Source organism: Buchnera aphidicola (Pterocallis alni), assembly GCF_964059075.1.
In the GTDB taxonomy this organism is placed as follows: Bacteria; Pseudomonadota; Gammaproteobacteria; order Enterobacterales; family Enterobacteriaceae; genus Buchnera_L; species Buchnera_L aphidicola_AN.
The window spans coordinates 23,042-46,006 of sequence record NZ_OZ060377.1; the positions used below are offsets into that span (position 1 = coordinate 23,042).

Below are 22,965 nucleotides of genomic sequence, written 5' to 3' on the forward strand. Positions count from 1 at the left end.
GTATATATTATGTAATTTATATAATTATATTTTTTAAATATTTCAATATTTAATTATATCATATTATATTAATTAAATGTTATATTATATAATAGAATGATATTTTTTATTTTGGAATATATTATATAAATTATTAATGTTTAATAATAGTATAAATATTTTTATGATTTTTATATAATTAATAAAAAACATTATATAATTTGATCATGTAGATCATAATATTTATTGAATATTTAGGATGTATTTATGACTATTTTTAATCACACGTTAGGATTTCCTAGAATTGGTGCACATCGAGAATTAAAATATGCTCAGGAAAGTTATTGGTCTGGTATGATTTCACAAGAGCAAATATTAAAAATAGGATCAAAATTACGTTTTAAACACTGGAAACAACAACACGATTTAGGAATTAATTTTATTCCTGTTGGTGATTTTGCTTGGTATGATCATGTTTTATCAACTAGTATGTTAATAGGAAATATCCCAACAAGACATCGTACTGCAAATGGTTCTATAGATTTAGACACTTTATTTTATATAGCAAGAGGAATTGCTCCGAAAAAAAAACCTGTTTTAGCATCTGAAATGACTAAATGGTTTAATACAAATTATCATTATATTGTACCGGAATTTATTGAAAAACAAAATTTTAATTTATCTTGGTTTCAACTGTTTGATGAGATTGATGAAGCGTTAAGTTTAGGTTATAATGTTAAACCTGTGTTATTAGGTCCGTTAACTTATTTATGGTTAGGAAAAGTTAAAGGTAAAAATTTTAATAAATTAGATTTGTTAAGTAAATTAATTATTGTATATAAAAAGATATTATTAAAAATTAAGAATAAGGGTATTAAATGGATTCAAATTGATGAGCCTATTCTATCTCTTGAATTACCTACTCCATGGTTACATGCATTTCAAGTAACTTATAAAGTTTTATCTAATTATAGTAAAGTATTATTAACTACTTTTTTTGATAGCATTAATCATAATTTAAAGACTATTGTTAAATTACCAGTACATGGTATACATATTGATACAGTAGATGGTAAATATAATTTATTTGATTTAAATAATGCTATACCAGAAGATTGGGTATTATCTTTAGGTGTTATTAATGGCCGTAATATTTGGAAAGCAGATTTAAATCATTTGTTTAATATGATTTATCCTATTACTAAATTAAGAAAAAATGTTTGGATTGGTTCTTCTTGTTCTTTATTACATTGTCCGGTTGATTTAGATCTTGAAACAGATATAACTGTAGAAGTGAAAAATTGGTTTTCTTTTGCTTTACAAAAATGTTATGAATTAAATTTATTAACTACTGCTTTAAATAGTAATAAACCGAATATTTTAAATTCTTGGAGTAATTTATTATATACTCATAATTATTCTAATGCAGTACATAATGAGAGTGTTAAAAATTCATTAGACAAGATTACTCATACTGATACTATTAGAAATTCTGAATACATGCATCGTGCTAAATTACAGAAGAATAAATTTAATTTTCCTATTTTACCAACTACTACAATAGGTTCTTTCCCCCAAACTAGTGATATTAGAAAGTTACGTATTGATTATAAAAGTGGTAAAATTACTTCTTGTGACTATAAGAATTATATTAAAGAACATATCAAAAAAGTCATATCTGAACAAGAGTTACTAGATATTGATGTTTTAGTACATGGGGAATGCGAACGAAATGATATGGTTGAATATTTTGGAGAAAATTTAAATGGATTTGTATTTACACGTAGTGGATGGGTACAGAGTTATGGTTCTAGATGCGTTAAGCCACCTATTATTATTGGCGATGTGTATAGATCGAATCCAATTACTATAGAATGGTTAAAATATGCACAGTCTTTAACTAATAAGCCAGTTAAGGCTATGTTAACTGGCCCAGTGACTATTTTATTATGGTCTTTTTTGAGAGAAGATTTATCAAAAAAAAATATCTCTCAACAAATTGCTTTAGCTTTACGGGAAGAAGTATTACATTTAGAGAAAGAAGGGATTCATATTATCCAAATTGACGAACCAGCTCTAAGAGAAGGGTTACCATTAAGAAAATCAGACTGGGATGAATATTTATTATGGTCTACTGAATCTTTTAGATTATCTTCTTCTGGAGTAAATGATACTACTCAAATTCATACACATATGTGTTATTGTGAATTTCAAGATATTATGCATGCTATTGTAAAATTAGATGCTGATGTAATTACTATTGAAACCGCTAGATCGGATATGGAGTTATTAGAATTTTTTAAAAAATTTAAGTATCCAAATGAAATTGGTCCAGGAGTATACGATATACATTCTCCTAACATTCCAAGTGTTGAGGAAATTGAAAAATTATTAGAAGTGGCTATTCAGTATATTCCGATACAGCGTTTATGGGTGAACCCTGATTGTGGATTAAAAACACGTAGTTGGGAAGAAACTAAATTATCTTTACATAATATGATGATTGCAACAAAAAATATTAGAAAAAAATATAGTTAATAATATTTTTAACAAAAGGGATGTTATTTCCCTTTTGTTGTATATTAAGTAATTTTTATATATTTAATGTTTAAATATTCTTTGATTGGTAAAAATCATGCACAAATTATAATCATTTGCTGCTTGTATTACCTCATTATCTCTAATTGATCCACCTGGTTGTATGATACAGGATATATTTTTTATATATGATATTTCATCAATACTGTCTCTAAAAGGAAAAAAAGCATCAGATGCGATAGTTATTTTTTTATTTTTTAAATTTAATATTTTTTTATTATTAAAATATTTTTTATTAGCTATTTTTACAGATTCTATTCTATTTGTTTGCCCGGAACCAATACTAATCGTATTTAATTCATTACTATATACAATAGCGTTTGATTTGACAAATTTAACTATATTCCATGCAAATAATGCGTGTTGTATTTCTAATTGTGTTGGTTTTTTTTCACTGACTACTAACCATGTTTTGGGATTACTATTATTGATATTGGATTCTTGTATTAGTAAACTATGATTAATACTTTTTATTTCTATATTAGAAATATATTTTTTATTATATAATTTACAAATTAATAATTTTATTTTTTTATTTTGTTGTATGATAGATAAGGCTTCTTGAGTGATTTGTGGTCCAATAATTACTTCTACAAATTGATTTTTTATAATTTGTAATATGGTTATTTTATCAATTAATTTATTAAAGCCAATAATTCCACCAAATGCTGAAATTGGATCAGTTCTATAAGCATATAGATACGCATTAAGTATATTAGATGATGTAGATACTCCACAAGGGTTTCCATGTTTTATTATTACACAACTTGGATCATTAAATTGGTTTACACATTCATATGCTATATAAGCATCATATATATTATTATAAGATAATTTTTTTCCATTGAATTGTTGGATAGATTCAAAACAATTGTTATTGTGATTATATTGTTCGGGTATATAAAGAGCTGCTTTTTGGTTTGGATTTTCTCCATATTTTAGGTTTTGTTGTTTTGTATATGTTAAATATAGTTTTTTAGGGAATATATAATTTTGATCATTTTGATCATATTTTTTTTTGTTTAAGTATTTTATTATAGAAATATCATATTGAGTAGTATATTCAAATGCTTTAATAGCCAGTTTTAATTTTTTTTTTTTACTTACATATCCATTAATATTTATTTCATTTAATACATCTTGATAATCATGGTAATCAACTATAACAATAGTATTTTTATAATTTTTAGCTGCTGCTCTTACCATAGCTGGTCCTCCAATATCAATATTATTAGAGATATTGGCATGATTTTTTGTATTAATTGGATAAAAATTTACTATAACTAAATCAATTAAAGTCATATTATATTTTTGAATAGTATGAATATCTTTTTCTTTATTTCCTAATATTCCTCCAAAAATTTTTGGGTGTATAGTTTTAATTTTTCCATTCATAATTTCTGGATATTGAGTCAGTTCTGAAATATTATTGACTTGAATATCATGATTTTTCAATTCTAAAGCTGTATTGGTAGTAGAAAATATTTTAATATTATTTTTTAATAACCCTCTTGCTAATATATCAATATTTTTTTTATTAAAAACACTAATAATAGCATTTTTAATATATTTTTTTTTTATTGTCATATTATACTCATGAAAATTATATTTTAAATATAAATTGTCTTTTTTGTGAGCACATGACATGATTTTTTCAATATGAGTATGTTTTCTTTGTCAGTATTTATTTTTTTATTCATGGTATAATACCAAATACGAATATATTTACTATCAACGTATTATATGAAAATATTTTCATGAGGTTTTACGTGGACAAAAAAATTGAAAAAACCATATATGCTTCTCGTTGGTTAATGTTTCCCGTATATTTTGGGTTATCTTTAGGTTTTGTACTATTAACTTTAAAATTTTTTCAGCAAGCTGTTTCTATTATACCAGAAGTGTTCATGATGTCTGAATCTGGTTTGGTTTTAGTTGTATTATCGTTAATTGATATTGCTTTAGTAGGTGGATTATTAGTTATGGTCATGTTTTCAGGTTATGAAAATTTTATTTCTAGAATGGATGTTAATGATAATAAAGAGCGTTTAAGTTGGATGGGTACAATGGATGTTAATTCGATAAAAAATAAAGTGTCTTCTTCTATTGTTGCGATTTCTTCTGTACATTTATTAAGATTATTTATGGAAGCAGAAAAAGTGTTAGATGATAAAATTATGTGGTGTGTTGTTATTCATTTAACATTTGTAATTTCTGCATTTGGAATGTCTTATATTGATAAAATGTATAAAAAAAACATAAAAAATATATATATTATAAAATAATATTCTATATATGAAAAATATTTTTTATTTAAATTAATATCTTAAATATTATCATAATATGTATTATTATATATATTATATATATTAATATAAATAATAATTATATATTTTTCTTTATATGATTATCATTTTTATTTTTTAATTTTTTTTTTATTTTTTTATTTTGTTTATTATTTATTTTTGATTTTGTTGTGTGATAAATATATCCTGTCCCGGCCGGTATTAATCTTCCAACTATTACATTTTCCTTTAATCCTCGTAAATGATCATGTTTTCCTGATACGGCAGCTTCTGTTAATACTCTAGTAGTTTCTTGAAATGAAGCAGCAGATATAAATGATTCAGTTGCTAAAGATGCTTTTGTAATACCTAATAAATTGTGTGAAAATGTAGCTTGTTTTTGATTTAATTTTTTGAGTTTTTTGTTTTGTGTTTTGATTCGTGAGTATTCTACTTGTTCTCCAATTAAAAAATTAGAATTCCCTGGATCTACAATAGTTACTTTCCTCAACATTTGTTTGACAATAACTTCAATATGTTTGTCATTAATTTTTACTCCTTGTAATCTATATACTTCTTGTACTTCACGTACTATAAATTCTGTTACAGGTCCTATTCCTCTTAATCTTAATATATCATGTGGTGATTCTAATCCTTCTGATATTATATCTCCTTTTTCTACTTTTTCTCCTTCAAAAACATTAAATTGTCTATATTTTGGTATCATTTCTTCATATATTTCTTGTTTTTTGTTATTAGGAGTGATAATTAATCTTATTTTCCCTTTTGTCTCTTTTCCAAATGTAATAGTTCCACTAATTTCTGCAAGAATTGCAACTTCTTTAGAAAAACGAGCCTCAAATAAATCTGCTACTCTTGGTAATCCCCCGGTAATGTCTTTAGTTCCTCCTGTACTTTGTGATATTCTTGCAATTATATCTCCGGAATGGATTTTTGCTCCATTATGAAATTGTATTATTGATTGACCTGGTAAAAAATATTGAGCTGGAATATTTGTATCTGGTATGCACACTTCATTTCCATTAGAATCTACTATATATATTGTAGGTCTTAATTCTTTCCCTGTATTTGTACGTTCTGATGTATCTAGTACGACTATGGATGATAAACCAGTTAATGAATCGTGTTTTTTAATGATATTTTGGCTTTCTATCATATCTGTATATTTTATATATCCACTGACTTCAGTAATAATTGGAATAGTATGTGGATCCCATGTGACTAATGTTTCTCCTATATTGACTTGTTCTCCTTCTATTTTTTTTAATGTAGATCCATAAGGTATTTTATGTTTTTCTTTTATTTTACCAAATTGGTCTATTATATGTAATTGCATTTTTTTTGATATAACAATTTTTTTATTATATTGGTTAATAACAAATTTAGAGTTATTAAATTGTATAATTCCTGTATTTTTTGTGATAATACTAGATTCAGAAACTGATCGAGAAGCAGCTCCACCGATATGAAATGTACGCATAGTTAATTGTGTTCCAGGTTCTCCGATAGATTGTGCTGCTATTACCCCAACTGCTTCTCCCTTATTGATTAATTTTCCTTTTGATAGATCTACCCCGTAGCAGTATGCACATACTCCAAAGTTTGTTTCACAATTTACTACTGATCGTACCTTAACAGAGTCTATAGCATGTTTTTTTAACATGTTATATTGTTCTTCATTAATTAATGTATTTTTTTGTATTAATATTTTTTGAGAATTAGGGTATAAAATATTTTCTGATGTTACTCGTCCTATAATTCTTTCTTGTAATGATTCTTTAACATTACTTCCTTCTATAATTGGATTCATGATAATCCCATTTTTAGTTCCACAATTGTATTCTGTGATTACTAAATCTTGAGCAATATCAACCAGTCTTCTAGTTAAATAACCAGAATTTGCTGTTTTTAATGCAGTATCTGCTAATCCTTTTCTAGCCCCATGAGTAGAAATAAAGTATTGTAATACATTTAATCCTTCTCTAAAATTTGCTGTAATTGGTGTTTCTATAATAGATCCATCAGGTTTAGCCATCAAACCACGCATACCACCTAATTGTCTTATTTGAGCTGCAGAACCTCGCGCTCCAGAGTCCGCCATCATAAATATATTATTAAATGATTTTTGTGTTTTTATGTTGTTTTGATTGTTTTCTATATTTTCTATAGATAAAGTTTGCATCATTAATTTGGATAGTTCTTCATTAGTATTAGACCATATATCTATTATTTTATTATATCTTTCTCCATCTGTAACTAGCCCTAATTGAAATTGTTCTTGTATTTTAGATACTTTTTTTTCTGATTCGGTAATAATAACATTTTTTTGCTTTGGTATGATCATATCTTCAATCCCCACTGATGTTCCAGATAATGTAGAGTATTTAAAACCAGTATACATAATTTGATCTGCAAACAATACTGTTGCTTCGATACCCAAATTTTGTGCTATAAAGTTTAATATATTTAAAATATTTTGTTTTTTTAATGTAGTATTAAACATTTTAAATGGTAATCCTTGAGGGGTGATTAACCATAATATTGCTCTTCCAACACTAGTTTTTATTACTGTTTCTTTTGCTATAAACTCATTTTTTTTATTTTTCATGTATTCTGTAATTTTTACGTGTACTAAAGAATGTAAATCGACTAAATCCAACTGGTATGCTTTTTCTGCTTCTTTGGGATTTTTAAAAATCATACCTTCTCCCTTTCCATTGATTTTAGTGCGTGTCATATAATATATACCTAGTACAACGTCTTGTGAAGGTGCAATAATAGGTTCACCATTTGCTGGAGATAATATATTACTTGTAGACATCATTAAAGTACGTGCTTCTAATTGTGATTCGTTCGTTAGAGGTATGTGTACAGCCATTTGATCTCCATCAAAGTCTGCATTATATGCTGCACATACTAATGGGTGTAGTTGAATAGATTTTCCTTCTATTAATATAGGTTCAAAAGCTTGTATACCTAATCTATGTAATGTGGGTGCTCTATTCAATAGAATAGGATGATTATATACAATGTCTTCTAATATATCCCATACAATTGCTTCTTCTTTTTCGACTATTTTTTTTGCTGTTTTAATTGTTGTGGCAAATCCTTTAATTTCCAATTGTCCATATATAAATGGTTTAAATAATTCTAATGCCATTTTTTTTGGTAATCCACATTGGTGTAATTTTAAATAAGGGCCTACAGTAATGACTGAACGTCCAGAATAGTCTACTCTTTTACCAAGTAAATTTTGCCTAAATCTACCTTGTTTTCCTTTTATCATATCTGCAAGAGATTTCAGTGGTCTTTTATTTGATCCTACAATTGCTTTTCCTCTTCTTCCATTATCTAATAATGCATCTACTGCTTCTTGTAGCATTCTTTTTTCATTTCTGATAATTATATCTGGAGCAAATAATTCTAATAATCTTTTTAATCTATTGTTTCTATTTATGACTCTTCTATATAGGTCGTTGAGATCTGAAGTAGCAAATCTACCTCCATCTAATGGTACTAGTGGTCTTAAATCAGGTGGTAAAATTGGTAAAATAGTTAAAATCATCCATTCTGGTTTATTTTTAGATACGATAAAAGATTCTATAATTTTTATTCTTTTAATGATTTTTTTTTTTTTAGTTATAGAATGTACTTCTTGTAATGTAGTATGTAATTTTTCATGTTGCTCAGATAAATCAATTTCTTTTAATAATAATTGAATTGCTTCAGCTCCCATTTTAGCTATAAATTCATCACCAAATTCTTGGAAAGCATTTAAATATTCTTCTTCTGTTAATATTTGTTTTTTTTCTAAGTTTGTTAAACCGGGTTCGAGTACTATATATGATTCAAAATATAATATTTTTTCTATGTCTTTTAATGGCATATTTAATAGTAAACTAATTTTTGATGGTAATGATTTTAAAAACCAAATATGGGCAGTAGGGGCTGCAAGTTCTATATGCCCCATTCTATCTCTTCGTACTCGACTTTGTGTAACTTCTACTCCGCATTTTTCACAAATTACTCCTCTATGTTTTAATCTTTTATATTTTCCGCATAAACATTCATAATCTTTTGTTGGTCCAAAAATTTTTGAGCAAAATAATCCATCTCTTTCTGGTTTAAATGTTCTATAGTTTATAGTTTCTGGTTTTTTAACTTCTCCATATGACCATGATTTAATAGTTTCAGGAGATGCTAATCCTATTTTAATTGAATTAAATTCCTTATGTTTATTATTGTGTTTAAGAAAATCAATTAAATCTTTCATTAATAACCTCATAATGTAGAAATTTTTTATTATAAATTTATAAAAAATATTTGTGTGTTAGATGGATAAATTTAATTATTCATTAAATTCTATATTAATCCCTAGTGACCGAATTTCTCTTAATAATACATTAAATGATTCGGGCATCCCTGGATTCATTTGGTATTTTCCTTTAATAATGTTTTTATATATTTTAGTTCTTCCATTGACATCATCTGATTTTACAGTTAACATTTCTTGAAGTGTATATGCCGCTCCGTATGCTTCTAATGCCCATACTTCCATTTCTCCAAATCTTTGTCCTCCAAATTGTGCTTTTCCTCCTAATGGTTGTTGGGTAATTAAACTATATGATCCAGTTGATCGAGCGTGCATTTTATCATCAACTAAATGATTTAATTTCAACATATACATATATCCTACTGTAATAGGTCTTTCAAATTTTTTACCTGTTTGTCCATCAAATAATTCTATTTGTCCTGATGCAGGTATTCCGGATAGTGTTAATAAATCTTTAATTTCTTGTTCATTAGCACCATCAAAAACTGGTGATGCGATTGGTAATCCATTTTTATAATTTTTTGCTAATGTCAGAATTTCTTGATCAGAAAAATTATTAAAATTAATATTTTGTGTTATATTATTTCCTAAATTAAATGCTTTTTGTATAAATGATCTTATATGTGATATTTGTTTTTTTCTTTTTAGCATTTTATTAATTTTGTTTCCTAAACCTTTTGCAGCCATTCCTAAATGTGTTTCTAATATTTGACCAATGTTCATACGAGACGGAACTCCTAATGGATTAAGGACGATATCAATTGGTATTCCGTATTTATCATATGGCATATCTTCTATGGGATTTATTTTTGATATTACTCCTTTATTTCCGTGTCTTCCTGCTATTTTATCTCCAGTTTGAACTTGTCTTTTTACTGCTATGAATACTTTAATTGTTTTTAAAACTCCTGGAGATAAGTCGTCTCCTTGGACAATTTTCTTTTTTTTAAAATCTACTTTTTTTTCAAATTGTTTTTTTAAAATTGTGTATTTTTGAAAAATTTCACATAACTGGTTAGATATTTTATGATTATATAAGTTTATTTTGTGCCATTGTTCTTGCTGTATACTTTTAAGGTGATTTTCAGAAATACCTAATTGTATTAAAATATTTTTAGATCTTTCGAATAAATGCCATTTAAATATTTTAAATTCTTTTATAAGTTCTGTTTTTATTTTCTTAATTTGCATATTTTCTATTGCTAATGTTCTTGTGTCTTTTTCCACACCTTCTCTAGTAAATATTTGAACGTCAATGACTGTTCCTGATATTCCACTCGGTACTCTAAGTGAAGAGTCTTTTATATCAGATGCTTTATCTCCAAAAATAGCGCGTAATAATTTTTCTTCAGGAGTTAATTGATTTTCATTTTTAGGTGTGACTTTACCTACTAATATATCCCCTTCTGTTATTTCTGCCCCGATATACACAATACCTGATTCATCTAATTTGGATAATGATGATTCTGTGATACTTGGTATATCAGCAGTGATTTCTTCAGGTCCTAATTTCGTGTCTTTAGCAATGCAGGATAATTCTTGGATGTGAATGGTAGTAAATTGATCGTTTTGTATAATTTTTTCAGAAATTAATATAGAATCTTCAAAATTATATCCATTCCAAGACATAAATGCTACTCTTAGATTTTGCCCTAAAGCTAATTCTCCTAAATCTGTTGCTGGTCCATCTGCTAATACGTCATTTTTGTTTACTTGTTCACCTAAATTAATACATGGCATTTGATTAATACAAGTATTTTGATTCGATCGAGTATACTTTATTAAGTTATAAATATCAATGCCTGCTTCTGCTGTATGTAATTCTGATTTATTTACTTTAATAATAATTCTGGAAGCGTCAATGTATTGTACTATTCCTCCTCTTTTAGCTAGTATGGTAACACCAGAATCTGTTGCTACCGCTCTTTCCATACCTGTCCCTACTAATGGTTTTTCTGTTTTTAGCATAGGTACAGCTTGTCTTTGCATATTAGCTCCCATTAAAGATCGGTTAGCATCATCGTGTTCTAAGAATGGGATTAGAGAAGCTCCTACAGAAACTATTTGTTGAGCTGAAATATCTATGTAATTTACTTGATTTTTGTTAAATAAATTTGATTCTCCTTTATATCTACATACTACTGAATCATGTATAAAAGATTGTTTTTTATCAATATGTATATTAGCTTGTGCAATAATATTGTTATATTCTTGGTTGGTGGTGAGATAATGAACAGTATCTGTTAATACTCCATTGTTAACTTTGCGATATGGTGTTTCTAAAAAACCATATTTATTTATTTTAGAATATATTGCTAATGAATTAATTAATCCAATATTTGGTCCTTCAGGTGTTTCTATTGGGCAAATTCTTCCATAGTGTGTAGGATGTACATCTCGTACTTCAAAACCAGCTCTTTCTCTTGTTAAACCCCCTAAACCTAACGCAGAAATACGTCTTTTGTGTGTAATTTCAGATAGAGGATTATTTTGATCCATGAATTGTGATAATTGACTAGAGGTAAAAAATTCTTTAATAATTGCTGAAATAGGTTTTGCATTGATAACATCTTGGGGCATAATAGTATCTAAATCCCCTAAAGAGAGTCTTTCTCGAATGGTTTTTTCTACCCTAATAAGTCCTATTTTAAATTGATTTTCTAGCATTTCTCCTACTGATCTAATTCTTCTATTTCCTAAGTTATCAATATCATCGATTGTATCTTTACCATTACGGATATCGAGTAATTTTTTTATTACATCTAAAATATCTTTTTTACTTAATACATTTTCTCCTGTGGGTTTGTTTCTAGATAATGAGTAATTGAATTTCATTCTCCCTACCGGTGATAAATCATATCTTTCTTGTGAAAAGAATAGATTTGCAAAGAAATTTTCTGACGATTCTTTAGTTGGTGGTTCACCTGGTTTCATAATACGGTATATTTCGATTAATGCACTAGTTTGATCAGATGTAGTATCTATTTCTAATGTATCAGAAATATACGATCCGCAATTTTTATCGTTAGTGTAAATAGTTTCTATGTATTTAATATTGTTTTTTTGAATTTTTTGAATGTGTTCAAAAGTAATTTTTGTATTAGTTAATATAATAGGTTTTTTATTTTTAAGATTAATGTAATCTTTATATACAACTTTATTAATTAAATATTTGGCATTTACTTCAATAAATTCTATTTTATTTTTTTGGAAATGTTTGATATGATGAGAAGTAAATTTTTCTCCTTTGTTCATATATAAAATATTATTAATATATATATTACATTGTGCTGTTTCGTGTATTAGATTTTCAGAATTAATTTGAATATATATTTTTTTATTAATAAATTTATATATATTTTTTTGGTAAAAAATATCTAAAATATTTTTCTTGTTATAACCTAAAGCGTATAGCATTGTTGTAACTGGAATTTTTCTACGTCTGTCGATACGTGTGAATAAATGATCTTTATGGTCAAATTCAAAATCAATCCAAGAACCTCTATATGGTATAATTCTTGCGTTATATAAAATTTTTCCTGATGAGTGATTTTTACCTTTATCGCTGTCGAATAAGACTCCTGGACTACGATGTAGTTGAGATACTACAACCCTTTCTGTACCATTGATAATAAATGTTCCATTATTTGTCATTAATGGAATTTCACCCATGTATACTTCTTGTTCTTTAATATTTTTAATACGAAAATTATTGTTTTTATTTTCATAAACGATTAATCTTAATTTAACTCTTAATGATGCTGAATAAGTTGCTCCTCGAATTTGACAGTCTCTTGCGTTAAATAATGGACTTCCTAACCTATAAGTAATGTATCTTAATTCCGCATTATCGTGATAATTTTTAATGGGAAATATTGCTTTTAAAATAGATTCTATTCCTTTTTGTTCTTTTTTATCTTTTTTTATAAACTGCTTAAAAGAATCTATTTGAATAGAAAGAAGATATGGAATATACATTATTTTTGCATATTTGCCAAAATCTTTACGAATTCTCTTTCTTTCAGTCTTAGAGTACACTATAAAGTTCCTAAAACAGGCTGAAATATATCTTTTATAAATTTATAAAAAATATATTAATTGTATGAAATAATTTAGATTATTATATTATATATATTATAATTTATAGATTTATAAAATATAAATTATATAATTTTTATTTTTTATGTTAAACAAAAAATCATTTATTTTGCTGGTGAATTATTATCACCAGCTTATATGTGAATACATGATGTTAATAATTACAAGGGGTTCAAAATAGTTTTATTTCATTTCCACTATAGCGCCAATTTTTTCTAAAGTATCTTTTAAAGATTCAGCATCTTTTTTGTTCATTTTTTCTTTTAATATTGTTGGAGTTGATTCTACTAGATCTTTAGATTCTTTTAAACCTAAGCCAGTAGCACTACGTACAGCTTTTATAACAGCTATTTTATTTTTTCCTATTTCTTTTAGAAATATATCAAATTCTGTTTTTTCTTCTTTTTTTTCTTGTTCTAGGTTTTGATTTGGTATATTGATAGGTGTAGCAGAAACGCCAAATTTTTTTTCCATGTTGGAAATGAGTTCAACGACTTCCATGACAGACATATTTGATATTGCTTCTAATATCTGTTCCTTTGTAATTGACATAATAAAATTATCCTAATAACAATTCACATTATTTTCAGTAAATTGTGTTATATATTATTTATTTTTTTTATTGTTATTTATTGATAATAAAATATTTAATATTTTTCTGATTGTTGCATTATGTATTGTTATCATGAATCTTATTATAGCTTCTTGATAAGTTGGTAAATTTGATAAGTCATTAATTTCTTTTATAGATAATATTTTTTTATTATAACATGCTGTGATAATTTTAAAATTTTTGTTTTTTTTAGAAAATTGTGTAAATAATTTTATAGCACTTTCTGGTGTTTGTATTGAAAATCCAATTAGTATTGGTCCTTTTAATTGTTTATTTAAACATTCTATATTAGTGTTATTAATTGCTATTTTTAATAATGTATTTTTAATCATATATATTATTACATCATTTTTACGACTATTTTTACGTAATTGGTTTAACAAATTAGAACAAATATTTTTTGGGTTTGCGATAATTGCTGAAACAGAAGATTTAGATATTTTACTTATTTTATTAATAATATTTTTTTTACTTTGTACATTTAAAGCCATTATTATTTTCCTGGATATAATTAATTACTTATTATAATATCTAATGATATGTATTTTCAGAACAGATATTTATGTTTCATATATACTATTTATTTTAATTATAATACCGCAACCCATGGTAGTTGATAATATTAATTTTTTTATAAAAATACCTTTTGATGTAGATGGTTTTAATTTTTTAAGTTCTATTAATAATTGTATAATATTTTCTTTTAATTGTTGATTTGTAAAATTTATTTTTCCAATAGCAGTATTGAGAATACCATTTTTATCATTTTTATATGTTATTTGTCCTTTTTTTGCATTTTTTACTGCTTCTTTAATATTTGAAGTTATTGTTCCTGTTTTAGGGTTTGGCATTAATCCTTTTGGTCCTAAAATAGGTCCTAATTTACTTACTATATGCATAGTATCTGGAGATGATATAATGATATCAAAAATTTTTTTTTTATTTTTAAAATAGTGAATTATTTCTGCTCCTCCAGCAATTTCTGCTCCATACTTTTTTGCTATTTTTATATTTTCACCTTGTGTAAATACTGCTATTTTTATTTTTTTACCAGTTCCGTTGGGTAATATTGTAGATCCTCTAATGTTTTGATCAGTTTTTTTTGGATTAATACCTAAATGAATAGATACATCTACACTTTCAGTAAATTTGGTACTTTGAAATTTTTTTAATAAATTAAGAGCAGAATTAATCGTATATTCTTTATGAAGATTTATTTCTTTTTTAATTTGTTTTATTTTTTTTGATATTTTTGGCATTTATTCCTCTATTTTTATACCTATAGAATAAGCTGTTCCTTTAATTGATGATTTTATTTTTTCAATATTTGATCCTGTCATATCTACTTTTTTCATTTTAGCTATTTCTTCTATTTCTTTTGTAGTAATAGTACCAACTATTTCTTTCTTTGGTTTACTAGAACCTTTTTGTATTTTAGAGTATTTTTTTAATAAAAAAGATACTGGAGGTGTTTTTTGAATAAATGTAAATGTTCGATCTTGATATACAGTAATAATAACTGGAATTGGTATTCCTTTTTCTAAATTTTCAGTAGATTTATTAAATGATTTACAAAATTCTACAATATTAATTCCTTTTTGTCCTAAAGCTGGTCCAATAGGGGGGCTTGGGTTTGCCATACCAGCAGGAATTTGTAATTTAATATATGATTGTATTTTTTTATTCATAAATTCTCTTGTTAATATAAAATTATTTGATATATTTTTAAATATTTAGGTATTTTTTTCAATTTGATTAAAATTTAATTCTAATAAAGTTGATCTTCCAAATATTAATACTGAAATTTTTAATCTATTTTTATTATAATCTATTTGTTCTACTGTTCCCTGAAAACCAGAAAATGGACCGTTATTAATTCTTATTCTTTCTCCTATATTAAATAATATTTTCGGTCGAGTTTGGTTTCCAATTTTATTTAATTTATTAATTATTTTATTGATTATTTTTTTGTGCATTGTTTTTGGTCTTTCTGATATTCCTCCAATAAATCCTATTATTTTGGGTGTATTGCGTATTAATTGCCAACTTTTTTCATTCATATACATATTAATTAAAATATAACCTGGGAAAAATTTACATTGGCTTGTTTTTTTTTTTCCATTTTTAATTTCTAATACTTTTTCACTGGGTACTATTATTTCTCCAAAATATTGTATTAAATTACTATTTTTTATATTTTTTTGTATTTTTTTTACTATTTGATTTTCTTGTCCGGATAAGGTTTGCAAAATATACCAATTTTTTTTTATAATATCGTACATTTTAAAACCTTTAATTAATTAAGTGGGATATAATATATAATATTATTTTATCTAAAGTAAATAATGCAATAGATATTAATGTACTAATTATTAGTATAATTATTGTAATTTGTATTGTTTCTTTTTTTTTTGGATATGTGATAGTTTTGATTTCTGATTTAATTTTTTTTTTGCAGAAGATAATTTTTTTTTTAAGTATTTTTATATATTGAATAAAAATAATCAGTGGTTTGAATTTATATAGTATTTTTAGCATTTTTTATATAGGAATTGATTGTTAAGTATTATTTATTTATAATGTAGCATTTTTATTTTTTATATATTATTTAATAATAAAATGTAACAGTTATATTACGTGATTAGTATAATGAAAATATTTTTAATACTTGTGTGCTGATACCCAGAGTTGAACTGGGGACCTCACCCTTACCAAGGGTGTGCTCTACCTAACTGAGCCATATCAGCTCTATTTTAGCGGGCAGTGGGAATCGAACCCACATTATAAGCTTGGAAGGCTAATGTAATAACCATTATACCATGCCCGCTTGATATTATGGTGGAGGAAGGATTCGAACCTTCGAAGTCAATAGACGACAGATTTACAGTCTGCTCCCTTTAGCCACTCGGGAACTCCACCTTATTTTTGCCGGCTACCGGAATCGAACTGGTGACCTACTGATTACAAGTCAGTTGCTCTACCTGCTGAGCTAAGCCGGCTATAATTTAATACTATTCTTTTATATATTACTGTTAGATTATGAATTATGCAACATGAAATTTAAAAAATTTTTTAAAATATAGTTTAATCTTATAAGATATAATATATTTTTTTTAAAATGTATAAATTTTTATTTTTAACATTTATAATATAGAAAACTATAAAATAATGGGAATTGAGAGTATTTATGAATTTTTTATGTGATATTTTAGGTAATATAAAAGAAAATTTATCTATGTTCCGAAATGACATAAATGTTTCTTTTGAATTTTTCCCACCAAAGTCTGTTGATTATGTAAATAGTAATTTTTTAAATTCAATTGAAAAATTAAGTGTTTTTCATCCTAAGTTTATTTCTATTACATGTACTGCTAATTTAGATAGTATACATGATTATACTGCGCAAGCAATAAAAAATATTCCTACAAGATTAAATTTAAATATTGCTCCTCATATTATTTATGTTAATTCTAATAAAAAAAAAATACAAGATTTAGCTCGTATGTATTGGAATAATGGAATTAAAAATATTATTGCTCTTAGGGGGGATATACAAAAAAATAATACTAGTACTCAATTATATGCTTCAGAGTTAATTTTATTATTAAAACAAGTTGCTGATTTTGATATTTCTGTTGCTGCATATCCTGAAGTGCATCCTACATGTCACAATTCTTATATTGATATAATTAATTTAAAAAATAAAATTAATTGTGGAGCCAATCGCGCAATTACACAATTTTTTTTTAATGTAGATCATTACCTGAGATTTAGAGATCGTTGTTTTTGTGTGGGTATAGATAAAGAAATTATTCCCGGTATATTACCTATTACTAATTTTCAACAAATACAAAAGTTTACTAATATGACTAATGTAAACCTTCCGAAATGGATATGTAATCTTTTTTCAAAAATAGAGTGTGATGAAGTTAATATTAGTAAAATGTTTGGCTTATTAATTTGTCTTGATATGGTAAATCAATTATATAAAGAAGGTATTAGGGATTTTCATTTTTATACTTTGAATCAATTTGATATTGTTTATACTCTATGTTGTTACTTAGGTTTAAGTGTTCAAAAATAATTTTTTTATATTTTATAAATATAATTATATAAAATAAATAGATATGAAGGAATGGTTATTATTTTACATTGATATTTGTATTATAAAATATGTTTTATATCAGTATAGATTTTTTATAAAATAGGTAAATATTTATAATGAACATTTTGTAATCATATTTGTCATTTTTTTACATATATAATATGTTTAATATATCATATAATATAAAATATATTTTTTGGAACAATAGAACATTATGGATTTTGTATATATGTAAATTCGTACAATGTTTAAAAAATATTTTTCTTAATAGATATACATTAAAATAAACTTAATAATGGAAATAAAAAATGATATTATTAAAAAATAGAAAGATAGTTGTTTTAGCTTATTCAGGTGGTTTAGATACTTCTGCAATTATACCATGGATTAAAGAACATTATTCTTTAGATGTAATAGCATTTGTCGCTAATATTGGACAATCTAAGTCTGATCTATTCGGTATTGAAGAAAAAGCTATACAATCAGGTGCAAAAAAATGTTATGTTATTGATTTAAGAGAAAAATTTATTAAAAATTATATTTTACCTGTTTTAAGTACTGGTGCATTATATGAAGGTAATTATTTACTAGGAACAGCCATGGCTAGACCTATTATTGCTAAGGAACAAATTAAATTAGCTTTAAAAATTCAAGCACGTGCAATATGTCATGGAGCAACGGGAAAAGGAAATGATCAAGTTCGTTTTGAGACGGCATATGCGGCATTATGTCCAGAATTAAAAGTGATTTCACCTTGGAGAGAGTGGAAATTTTCTTCTCGAGAAGATTTAATTAAGTATTTGCATCAAAAAAACATTCCAACTACTGCTACAATTAAAAAAATATATAGTAGGGATGAAAATATTTGGCATATTTCTACAGAAGGAGGGATTTTAGAAAATCCTTGGAATCAAGCTAGTAAAGATTGTTGGGTGTGGACAACTGATCCCTTGAATGCTCCTAATATAGAAGAGTATGTGAATATATCTTTTAAAGAAGGATATCCTATTTCTGTAAATCATAATAAATTAAATGTATTAGAAATTTTGCAATTATTAAATAAAATTGGTTCTAAACATGGAGTTGGTCGTATTGATATTGTTGAAAATAGGTTAATTGGAATGAAGTCTAGAGGTTGTTATGAAACCCCAGGAGGTACTATTTTAATGAAAGCGATGCGAGCTATAGAGGAGTTAGTACTAGATAGAAATAGTTTTCAATGGAGAGAACAACTTGCATTGTATATGTCTAATTTAGTATATAATGGATTATGGTTTTCTCCAATGCGTAAATCTATACAAAATGCTGCAAGTATATTTTTTAAAATGTTAACTGGAACAGTAGTATTAAAATTATATAAAGGAAATATTACTGTGATCCAAAAAAAATCTGATAATTCTTTATATTCAGAAGAATTTGCTACTTTTGGAAAAGATAGTGTATATAATCATCAAGATGCTCAAGGTTTTATCAATTTATTTTCTTTATCTTCTAAAATTAGATATTTAAATAATAAGAAATGATATTTGTGCATAATTTATTATAATATTTATACTATGTTGTAATATTTTTATAATTATATTTTAATTTTATAAGGTGTTTTATTTATGAATATTGATAATAAATTATGGGGTGGTAGATTTTTAAAAAAATCAAATCAGTTATTTACTAAATTTAATTGTTCATTAAAAATTGATTATCATTTAGTGGAACAAGATATCTTTGGATCTATTGCTTGGTCGAAGTCGTTATTAGAATGTAATGTATTAACTACTAAAGAACAAAAAAAAATTGAACTAGCATTATGTATTTTAAAACAAGATGTTAAAAAAAATAAAGAGAAAATTCTAAATAGTACTTCAGAAGATATTCATAGTTGGGTTGAATCTCAATTAGTAGATATGATTGGACCGTTAGGTAAGAAATTACACACTGGGCGTAGTCGTAATGACCAAGTAACAACAGATTTAAAGTTATGGTGTAAAGATACAATTCCAAATATATTATTTTCTTTAAAAAAGATACAATGTGATTTACTTAGAAAAGCAGAATTGTTATATGATTGTATTATGCCTGGTTATACACATTTACAACAAGCACAACCAATTACTTTTGGATATTGGTGTTTAGCTTATCTACACATGTTTAAGAGAGATACAAATAGATTGTTAGATAGTTTAAAAAGGTTAGATGTTAGTCCTTTAGGATCAGGTGCTTTATCAGGAACTTTTTGTTCTATTGACCGTGATGCATTAGCTAAGAGAATGAATTTTAACAGTTCTACTGAAAATAGTTTAGATGCTGTTTCTGATAGAGATTATGTTTTGGAATTATTATCTGTGGCTTCTATTAGTATGATACATTTATCTAGATTTTCTGAAGATATAATATTTTTTAATTCTGTTGAATGTAATTTTATAGAATTATCTGATTCTATTACTTCTGGTTCTTCTTTAATGCCCCAAAAAAAAAATCCTGATGCTTTAGAATTGATTCGAGGCAAAACAGGTAGAGTACATGGTTACTTGTTAAGTATGTTAACTATATTAAAAGGTTTACCTTTATCATATAATAAGGATATGCAGGAAGACAAATATCTTTTATTTTCTGCTATGAATATTTGGATGAATTGTTTAAATATTACTATTTTAGTATTAAGAAATATGATAGTTAATAAATCCATATGTTTACACTCTGCTAAGAAGGGTTATTCTAATGCTACCGAAATAGCAGATTATTTAGTTAATAAAGGTGTTTCTTTTAGAGAAGCACATTTTATTGCAGGTAAAATTGTTTTAGAAGCAATAAATCAAAAATGTGCTTTAGAAGAATTAAATATTTCCACTTTTAAGAAATATCATTTTATTTTTGAAGAAGATATATATAACAAGTTAAGTTTAAATTCTTGTTTGAATAGTAAAAATTCTAAGGGAGGTGTTTCTTTAAGACAAATTTTACAGTCTATATATAATATTAAAAAAGAATTATATTAATTTAGATCATTAAGTAAATATTTTCAAATTTATAAAAATTGTTAGATAAGCTTCCTAATATTCATTTAAGAAGCTTTTTTTATTATTTTAATATAATGGTGATATTAACTAATCATCTAAAAAATTTTTTAATATTTCAGATCGACTAGGATGTCTTAATTTTTTTAAAGCTTTAGCTTCAATTTGTCTAATTCTTTCTCTGGTAACTGAAAATTTTTTTCCTACTTCTTCTAAAGTATGATCACTGTTCATATCAATTCCAAATCGCATTTTTAATACTTCTTCTTCTCTTGGAGTCAATTCAGATAAAATAACTTTAGTTATTTTTCTTAAGCTTTCTAAAGTTGCAGAATTAATTGGTAATTCTAAACTGACATCTTCTATAAAATCACTTAATTGAGAATCTTCGTCATCTCCTACAGGAGTTTCCATAGAAATTGGTTCTTTAGATATTTTTAGTACTTTTCTAATTTTTTCTTCTGGCATTAACATGCGAGTTGATAATTCTTCTGGTGTGGGTTCTCTTCCAATTTCTTGTAAAATTTGTCTTGATATTCTATTTAGTTTATTAATTGTTTCAATCATATGTACAGGGATTCTAATTGTTCTAGCTTGATCAGCTATGGATCGTGTAATTGCTTGTCTTATCCACCATGTTGCATAAGTTGAAAATTTATATCCTCGTTTATATTCAAATTTATCTACTGCTTTCATTAATCCAATATTTCCTTCTTGAATTAAATCTAAAAATTGCAATCCTCTATTAGTATATTTTTTTGCTATAGAAATAACTAGTCTTAAATTAGCTTCAATCATATTTCTTTTTGCATTTTTTGTTTTTGATTCTCCTAATAAAATTGATTTATTAATTTTTTTTATTTCACTGATACTTAATCCAGTTTCTTTTTCAATTTGTTTTAATTGTTGTGTAATTGTGATGATAGTATTTTGTACTTTATATAAATTTCTATTCCATATGGTGTTCATTTTTTTTAATTTATTTAACCATTTTTTATTATTTTCATTTCCAATAAATACTTCCATAAATATTTTTTTTGGTATTTTACAATCAACAGTACATAATTGCATAATTTTTCTTTCTTTTTTTCTGATTCGATAAATTATGTTACGCATATTATTAATGATATTTTCATATTGTTTAGGTACTAATTTGAAACTTTTAAATATTTTAGATAATTTTTCTATTTCAATGATTGCATCTTTATGTGATCTTTTTTTTTTATCTATTATATAAACAGTTTTTAAGTATTGTTGTTTTAATTGTTGAAATTTTTCTTTAACTAATTCTAAATCTATATTATTTTCTGCAGATTTTTTTTTCTTATTTTTTTTTTTATCAAGTATGTCTTCTAATGTATTGGGTGGTTTTTCAATCACAAAACCTGCTATTACATCTGATAATCTTATTTGTCCTGATTGAATTCGAGAATATTGGTTAAGGAGATAAACAATAGATTCTGGGTATTGTGAAATAGATAATTGTACTTGATTAATTCCTTCTTCTATTTCCTTCGCTATATTGATTTCACCTTGTCTGGTTAATAGTTCTACTGTTCCCATTTCTCGCATATACATGCGTATTGGATCTACTGTGCGTCCTAATTCTGTTCCTGTATTTGATATTTGTGTTTCATTATTCAGTTCTTTGTCTTGTATATCTGTATATTTTTTGTTTGCTATTTTTATAGTTCTTTTTTTTTCTATTATTTTAATATCCATTGTACGAAGGATATGAATAATATTTTTTAATTTACTTGTATCAATAATTTTCTTTTTTATTAACTTGTTGATATCAGCATATGTTAAATATCCTTGATTTTGACCACGTTCTATTAAAATATCTATTTGAAAACTAGCATTTTTTTTCATAATTATTCCTGTTTTAATTATATAAATAGATGAATATCATCTAACATTTA

General features: G+C 25.4%; 15 protein-coding genes and 4 tRNA genes. 5 read left to right on the top strand and 14 right to left on the bottom strand.

What is annotated here, in order from left to right; all coding sequences use genetic code 11:
* Positions 1 to 246: 246 nt before the first annotated feature.
* Positions 247 to 2,517: a 5-methyltetrahydropteroyltriglutamate--homocysteine S-methyltransferase gene (metE, locus tag AB4W54_RS00120; RefSeq protein WP_367674471.1), complete on the top strand. Its 2,271-nt coding sequence runs from the start codon at positions 247 to 249 to the stop codon at positions 2,515 to 2,517.
* Between the two features lie 63 nt (positions 2,518 to 2,580).
* Here metE and purH read toward each other — a convergent pair whose 3' ends face one another.
* Entirely contained in the window at positions 2,581 to 4,164 is a 1,584-nt protein-coding gene (gene purH / locus AB4W54_RS00125; protein ID WP_367674472.1) for a bifunctional phosphoribosylaminoimidazolecarboxamide formyltransferase/IMP cyclohydrolase, read from the bottom strand.
* Between the two features lie 182 nt (positions 4,165 to 4,346).
* Between purH and AB4W54_RS00130 the strand changes: the two genes are divergently transcribed.
* Entirely contained in the window at positions 4,347 to 4,862 is a 516-nt protein-coding gene (locus AB4W54_RS00130) for a TIGR00645 family protein (RefSeq protein WP_367674473.1), read from the top strand.
* Between the two features lie 100 nt (positions 4,863 to 4,962).
* Here the strand turns inward: AB4W54_RS00130 and rpoC are convergent, their stop codons facing one another.
* The 12 genes from rpoC to AB4W54_RS00190 all read right to left on the bottom strand — a co-directional run bounded on the left by rpoC (position 4,963) and on the right by AB4W54_RS00190 (position 16,926).
* Entirely contained in the window at positions 4,963 to 9,156 is a 4,194-nt protein-coding gene (rpoC, locus tag AB4W54_RS00135) for a DNA-directed RNA polymerase subunit beta' (protein ID WP_367674474.1), read from the bottom strand.
* Positions 9,157 to 9,231: 75 nt separating this feature from the next.
* Positions 9,232 to 13,257 (bottom strand): DNA-directed RNA polymerase subunit beta, encoded by a 4,026-nt coding sequence (gene rpoB / locus AB4W54_RS00140; protein ID WP_367674637.1) that lies wholly within the window; start codon positions 13,255 to 13,257, stop codon positions 9,232 to 9,234.
* A 240-nt stretch (positions 13,258 to 13,497) separates the two neighbouring features.
* Positions 13,498 to 13,866, bottom strand: a complete 369-nt coding sequence (gene rplL, locus AB4W54_RS00145; RefSeq protein ID WP_367674475.1) for a 50S ribosomal protein L7/L12 — start codon at positions 13,864 to 13,866, stop codon at positions 13,498 to 13,500.
* Positions 13,867 to 13,920: 54 nt separating this feature from the next.
* On the bottom strand, positions 13,921 to 14,418 hold the full coding sequence (gene rplJ / locus AB4W54_RS00150; RefSeq protein WP_367674476.1) for a 50S ribosomal protein L10: 498 nt from the start codon (positions 14,416 to 14,418) through the stop codon (positions 13,921 to 13,923).
* A 69-nt stretch (positions 14,419 to 14,487) separates the two neighbouring features.
* Positions 14,488 to 15,186 (bottom strand): 50S ribosomal protein L1, encoded by a 699-nt coding sequence (rplA, locus tag AB4W54_RS00155; protein WP_367674477.1) that lies wholly within the window; start codon positions 15,184 to 15,186, stop codon positions 14,488 to 14,490.
* Positions 15,187 to 15,615, bottom strand: coding sequence for a 50S ribosomal protein L11 (gene rplK / locus AB4W54_RS00160; RefSeq protein ID WP_367674478.1), 429 nt, complete (start codon positions 15,613 to 15,615; stop codon positions 15,187 to 15,189).
* A 45-nt stretch (positions 15,616 to 15,660) separates the two neighbouring features.
* Positions 15,661 to 16,209, bottom strand: a complete 549-nt coding sequence (nusG, locus tag AB4W54_RS00165; protein ID WP_367674479.1) for a transcription termination/antitermination protein NusG — start codon at positions 16,207 to 16,209, stop codon at positions 15,661 to 15,663.
* 10 nt (positions 16,210 to 16,219) lie between these two features.
* Positions 16,220 to 16,465, bottom strand: coding sequence for a preprotein translocase subunit SecE (gene secE / locus AB4W54_RS00170; protein ID WP_367674480.1), 246 nt, complete (start codon positions 16,463 to 16,465; stop codon positions 16,220 to 16,222).
* Positions 16,466 to 16,600: 135 nt separating this feature from the next.
* Positions 16,601 to 16,674: transfer RNA gene (locus AB4W54_RS00175), tRNA-Thr, on the bottom strand.
* An 8-nt stretch (positions 16,675 to 16,682) separates the two neighbouring features.
* Positions 16,683 to 16,754 (bottom strand) — tRNA-Gly (locus tag AB4W54_RS00180).
* A 9-nt stretch (positions 16,755 to 16,763) separates the two neighbouring features.
* Positions 16,764 to 16,846 (bottom strand) — tRNA-Tyr (locus AB4W54_RS00185).
* Positions 16,847 to 16,853: 7 nt separating this feature from the next.
* Positions 16,854 to 16,926 (bottom strand) — tRNA-Thr (locus AB4W54_RS00190).
* Between the two features lie 188 nt (positions 16,927 to 17,114).
* Between AB4W54_RS00190 and AB4W54_RS00195 the strand changes: the two genes are divergently transcribed.
* The 3 genes from AB4W54_RS00195 to argH all read left to right on the top strand — a co-directional run bounded on the left by AB4W54_RS00195 (position 17,115) and on the right by argH (position 21,025).
* Complete coding sequence (locus AB4W54_RS00195) at positions 17,115 to 18,011, top strand: methylenetetrahydrofolate reductase (protein ID WP_367674481.1); 897 nt, start codon at positions 17,115 to 17,117, stop codon at positions 18,009 to 18,011.
* A 329-nt stretch (positions 18,012 to 18,340) separates the two neighbouring features.
* On the top strand, positions 18,341 to 19,555 hold the full coding sequence (locus AB4W54_RS00200; RefSeq protein ID WP_367674482.1) for an argininosuccinate synthase: 1,215 nt from the start codon (positions 18,341 to 18,343) through the stop codon (positions 19,553 to 19,555).
* 84 nt (positions 19,556 to 19,639) lie between these two features.
* Positions 19,640 to 21,025, top strand: coding sequence for an argininosuccinate lyase (gene argH / locus AB4W54_RS00205; RefSeq protein WP_367674483.1), 1,386 nt, complete (start codon positions 19,640 to 19,642; stop codon positions 21,023 to 21,025).
* A gap of 108 nt (positions 21,026 to 21,133) precedes the next feature.
* On the opposite strand, the gene rpoD is transcribed toward argH, so the two are convergent.
* Positions 21,134 to 22,915 (bottom strand): RNA polymerase sigma factor RpoD, encoded by a 1,782-nt coding sequence (gene rpoD, locus AB4W54_RS00210; RefSeq protein WP_367674484.1) that lies wholly within the window; start codon positions 22,913 to 22,915, stop codon positions 21,134 to 21,136.
* Between the last annotated feature and the right edge of the window lie 50 nt (positions 22,916 to 22,965).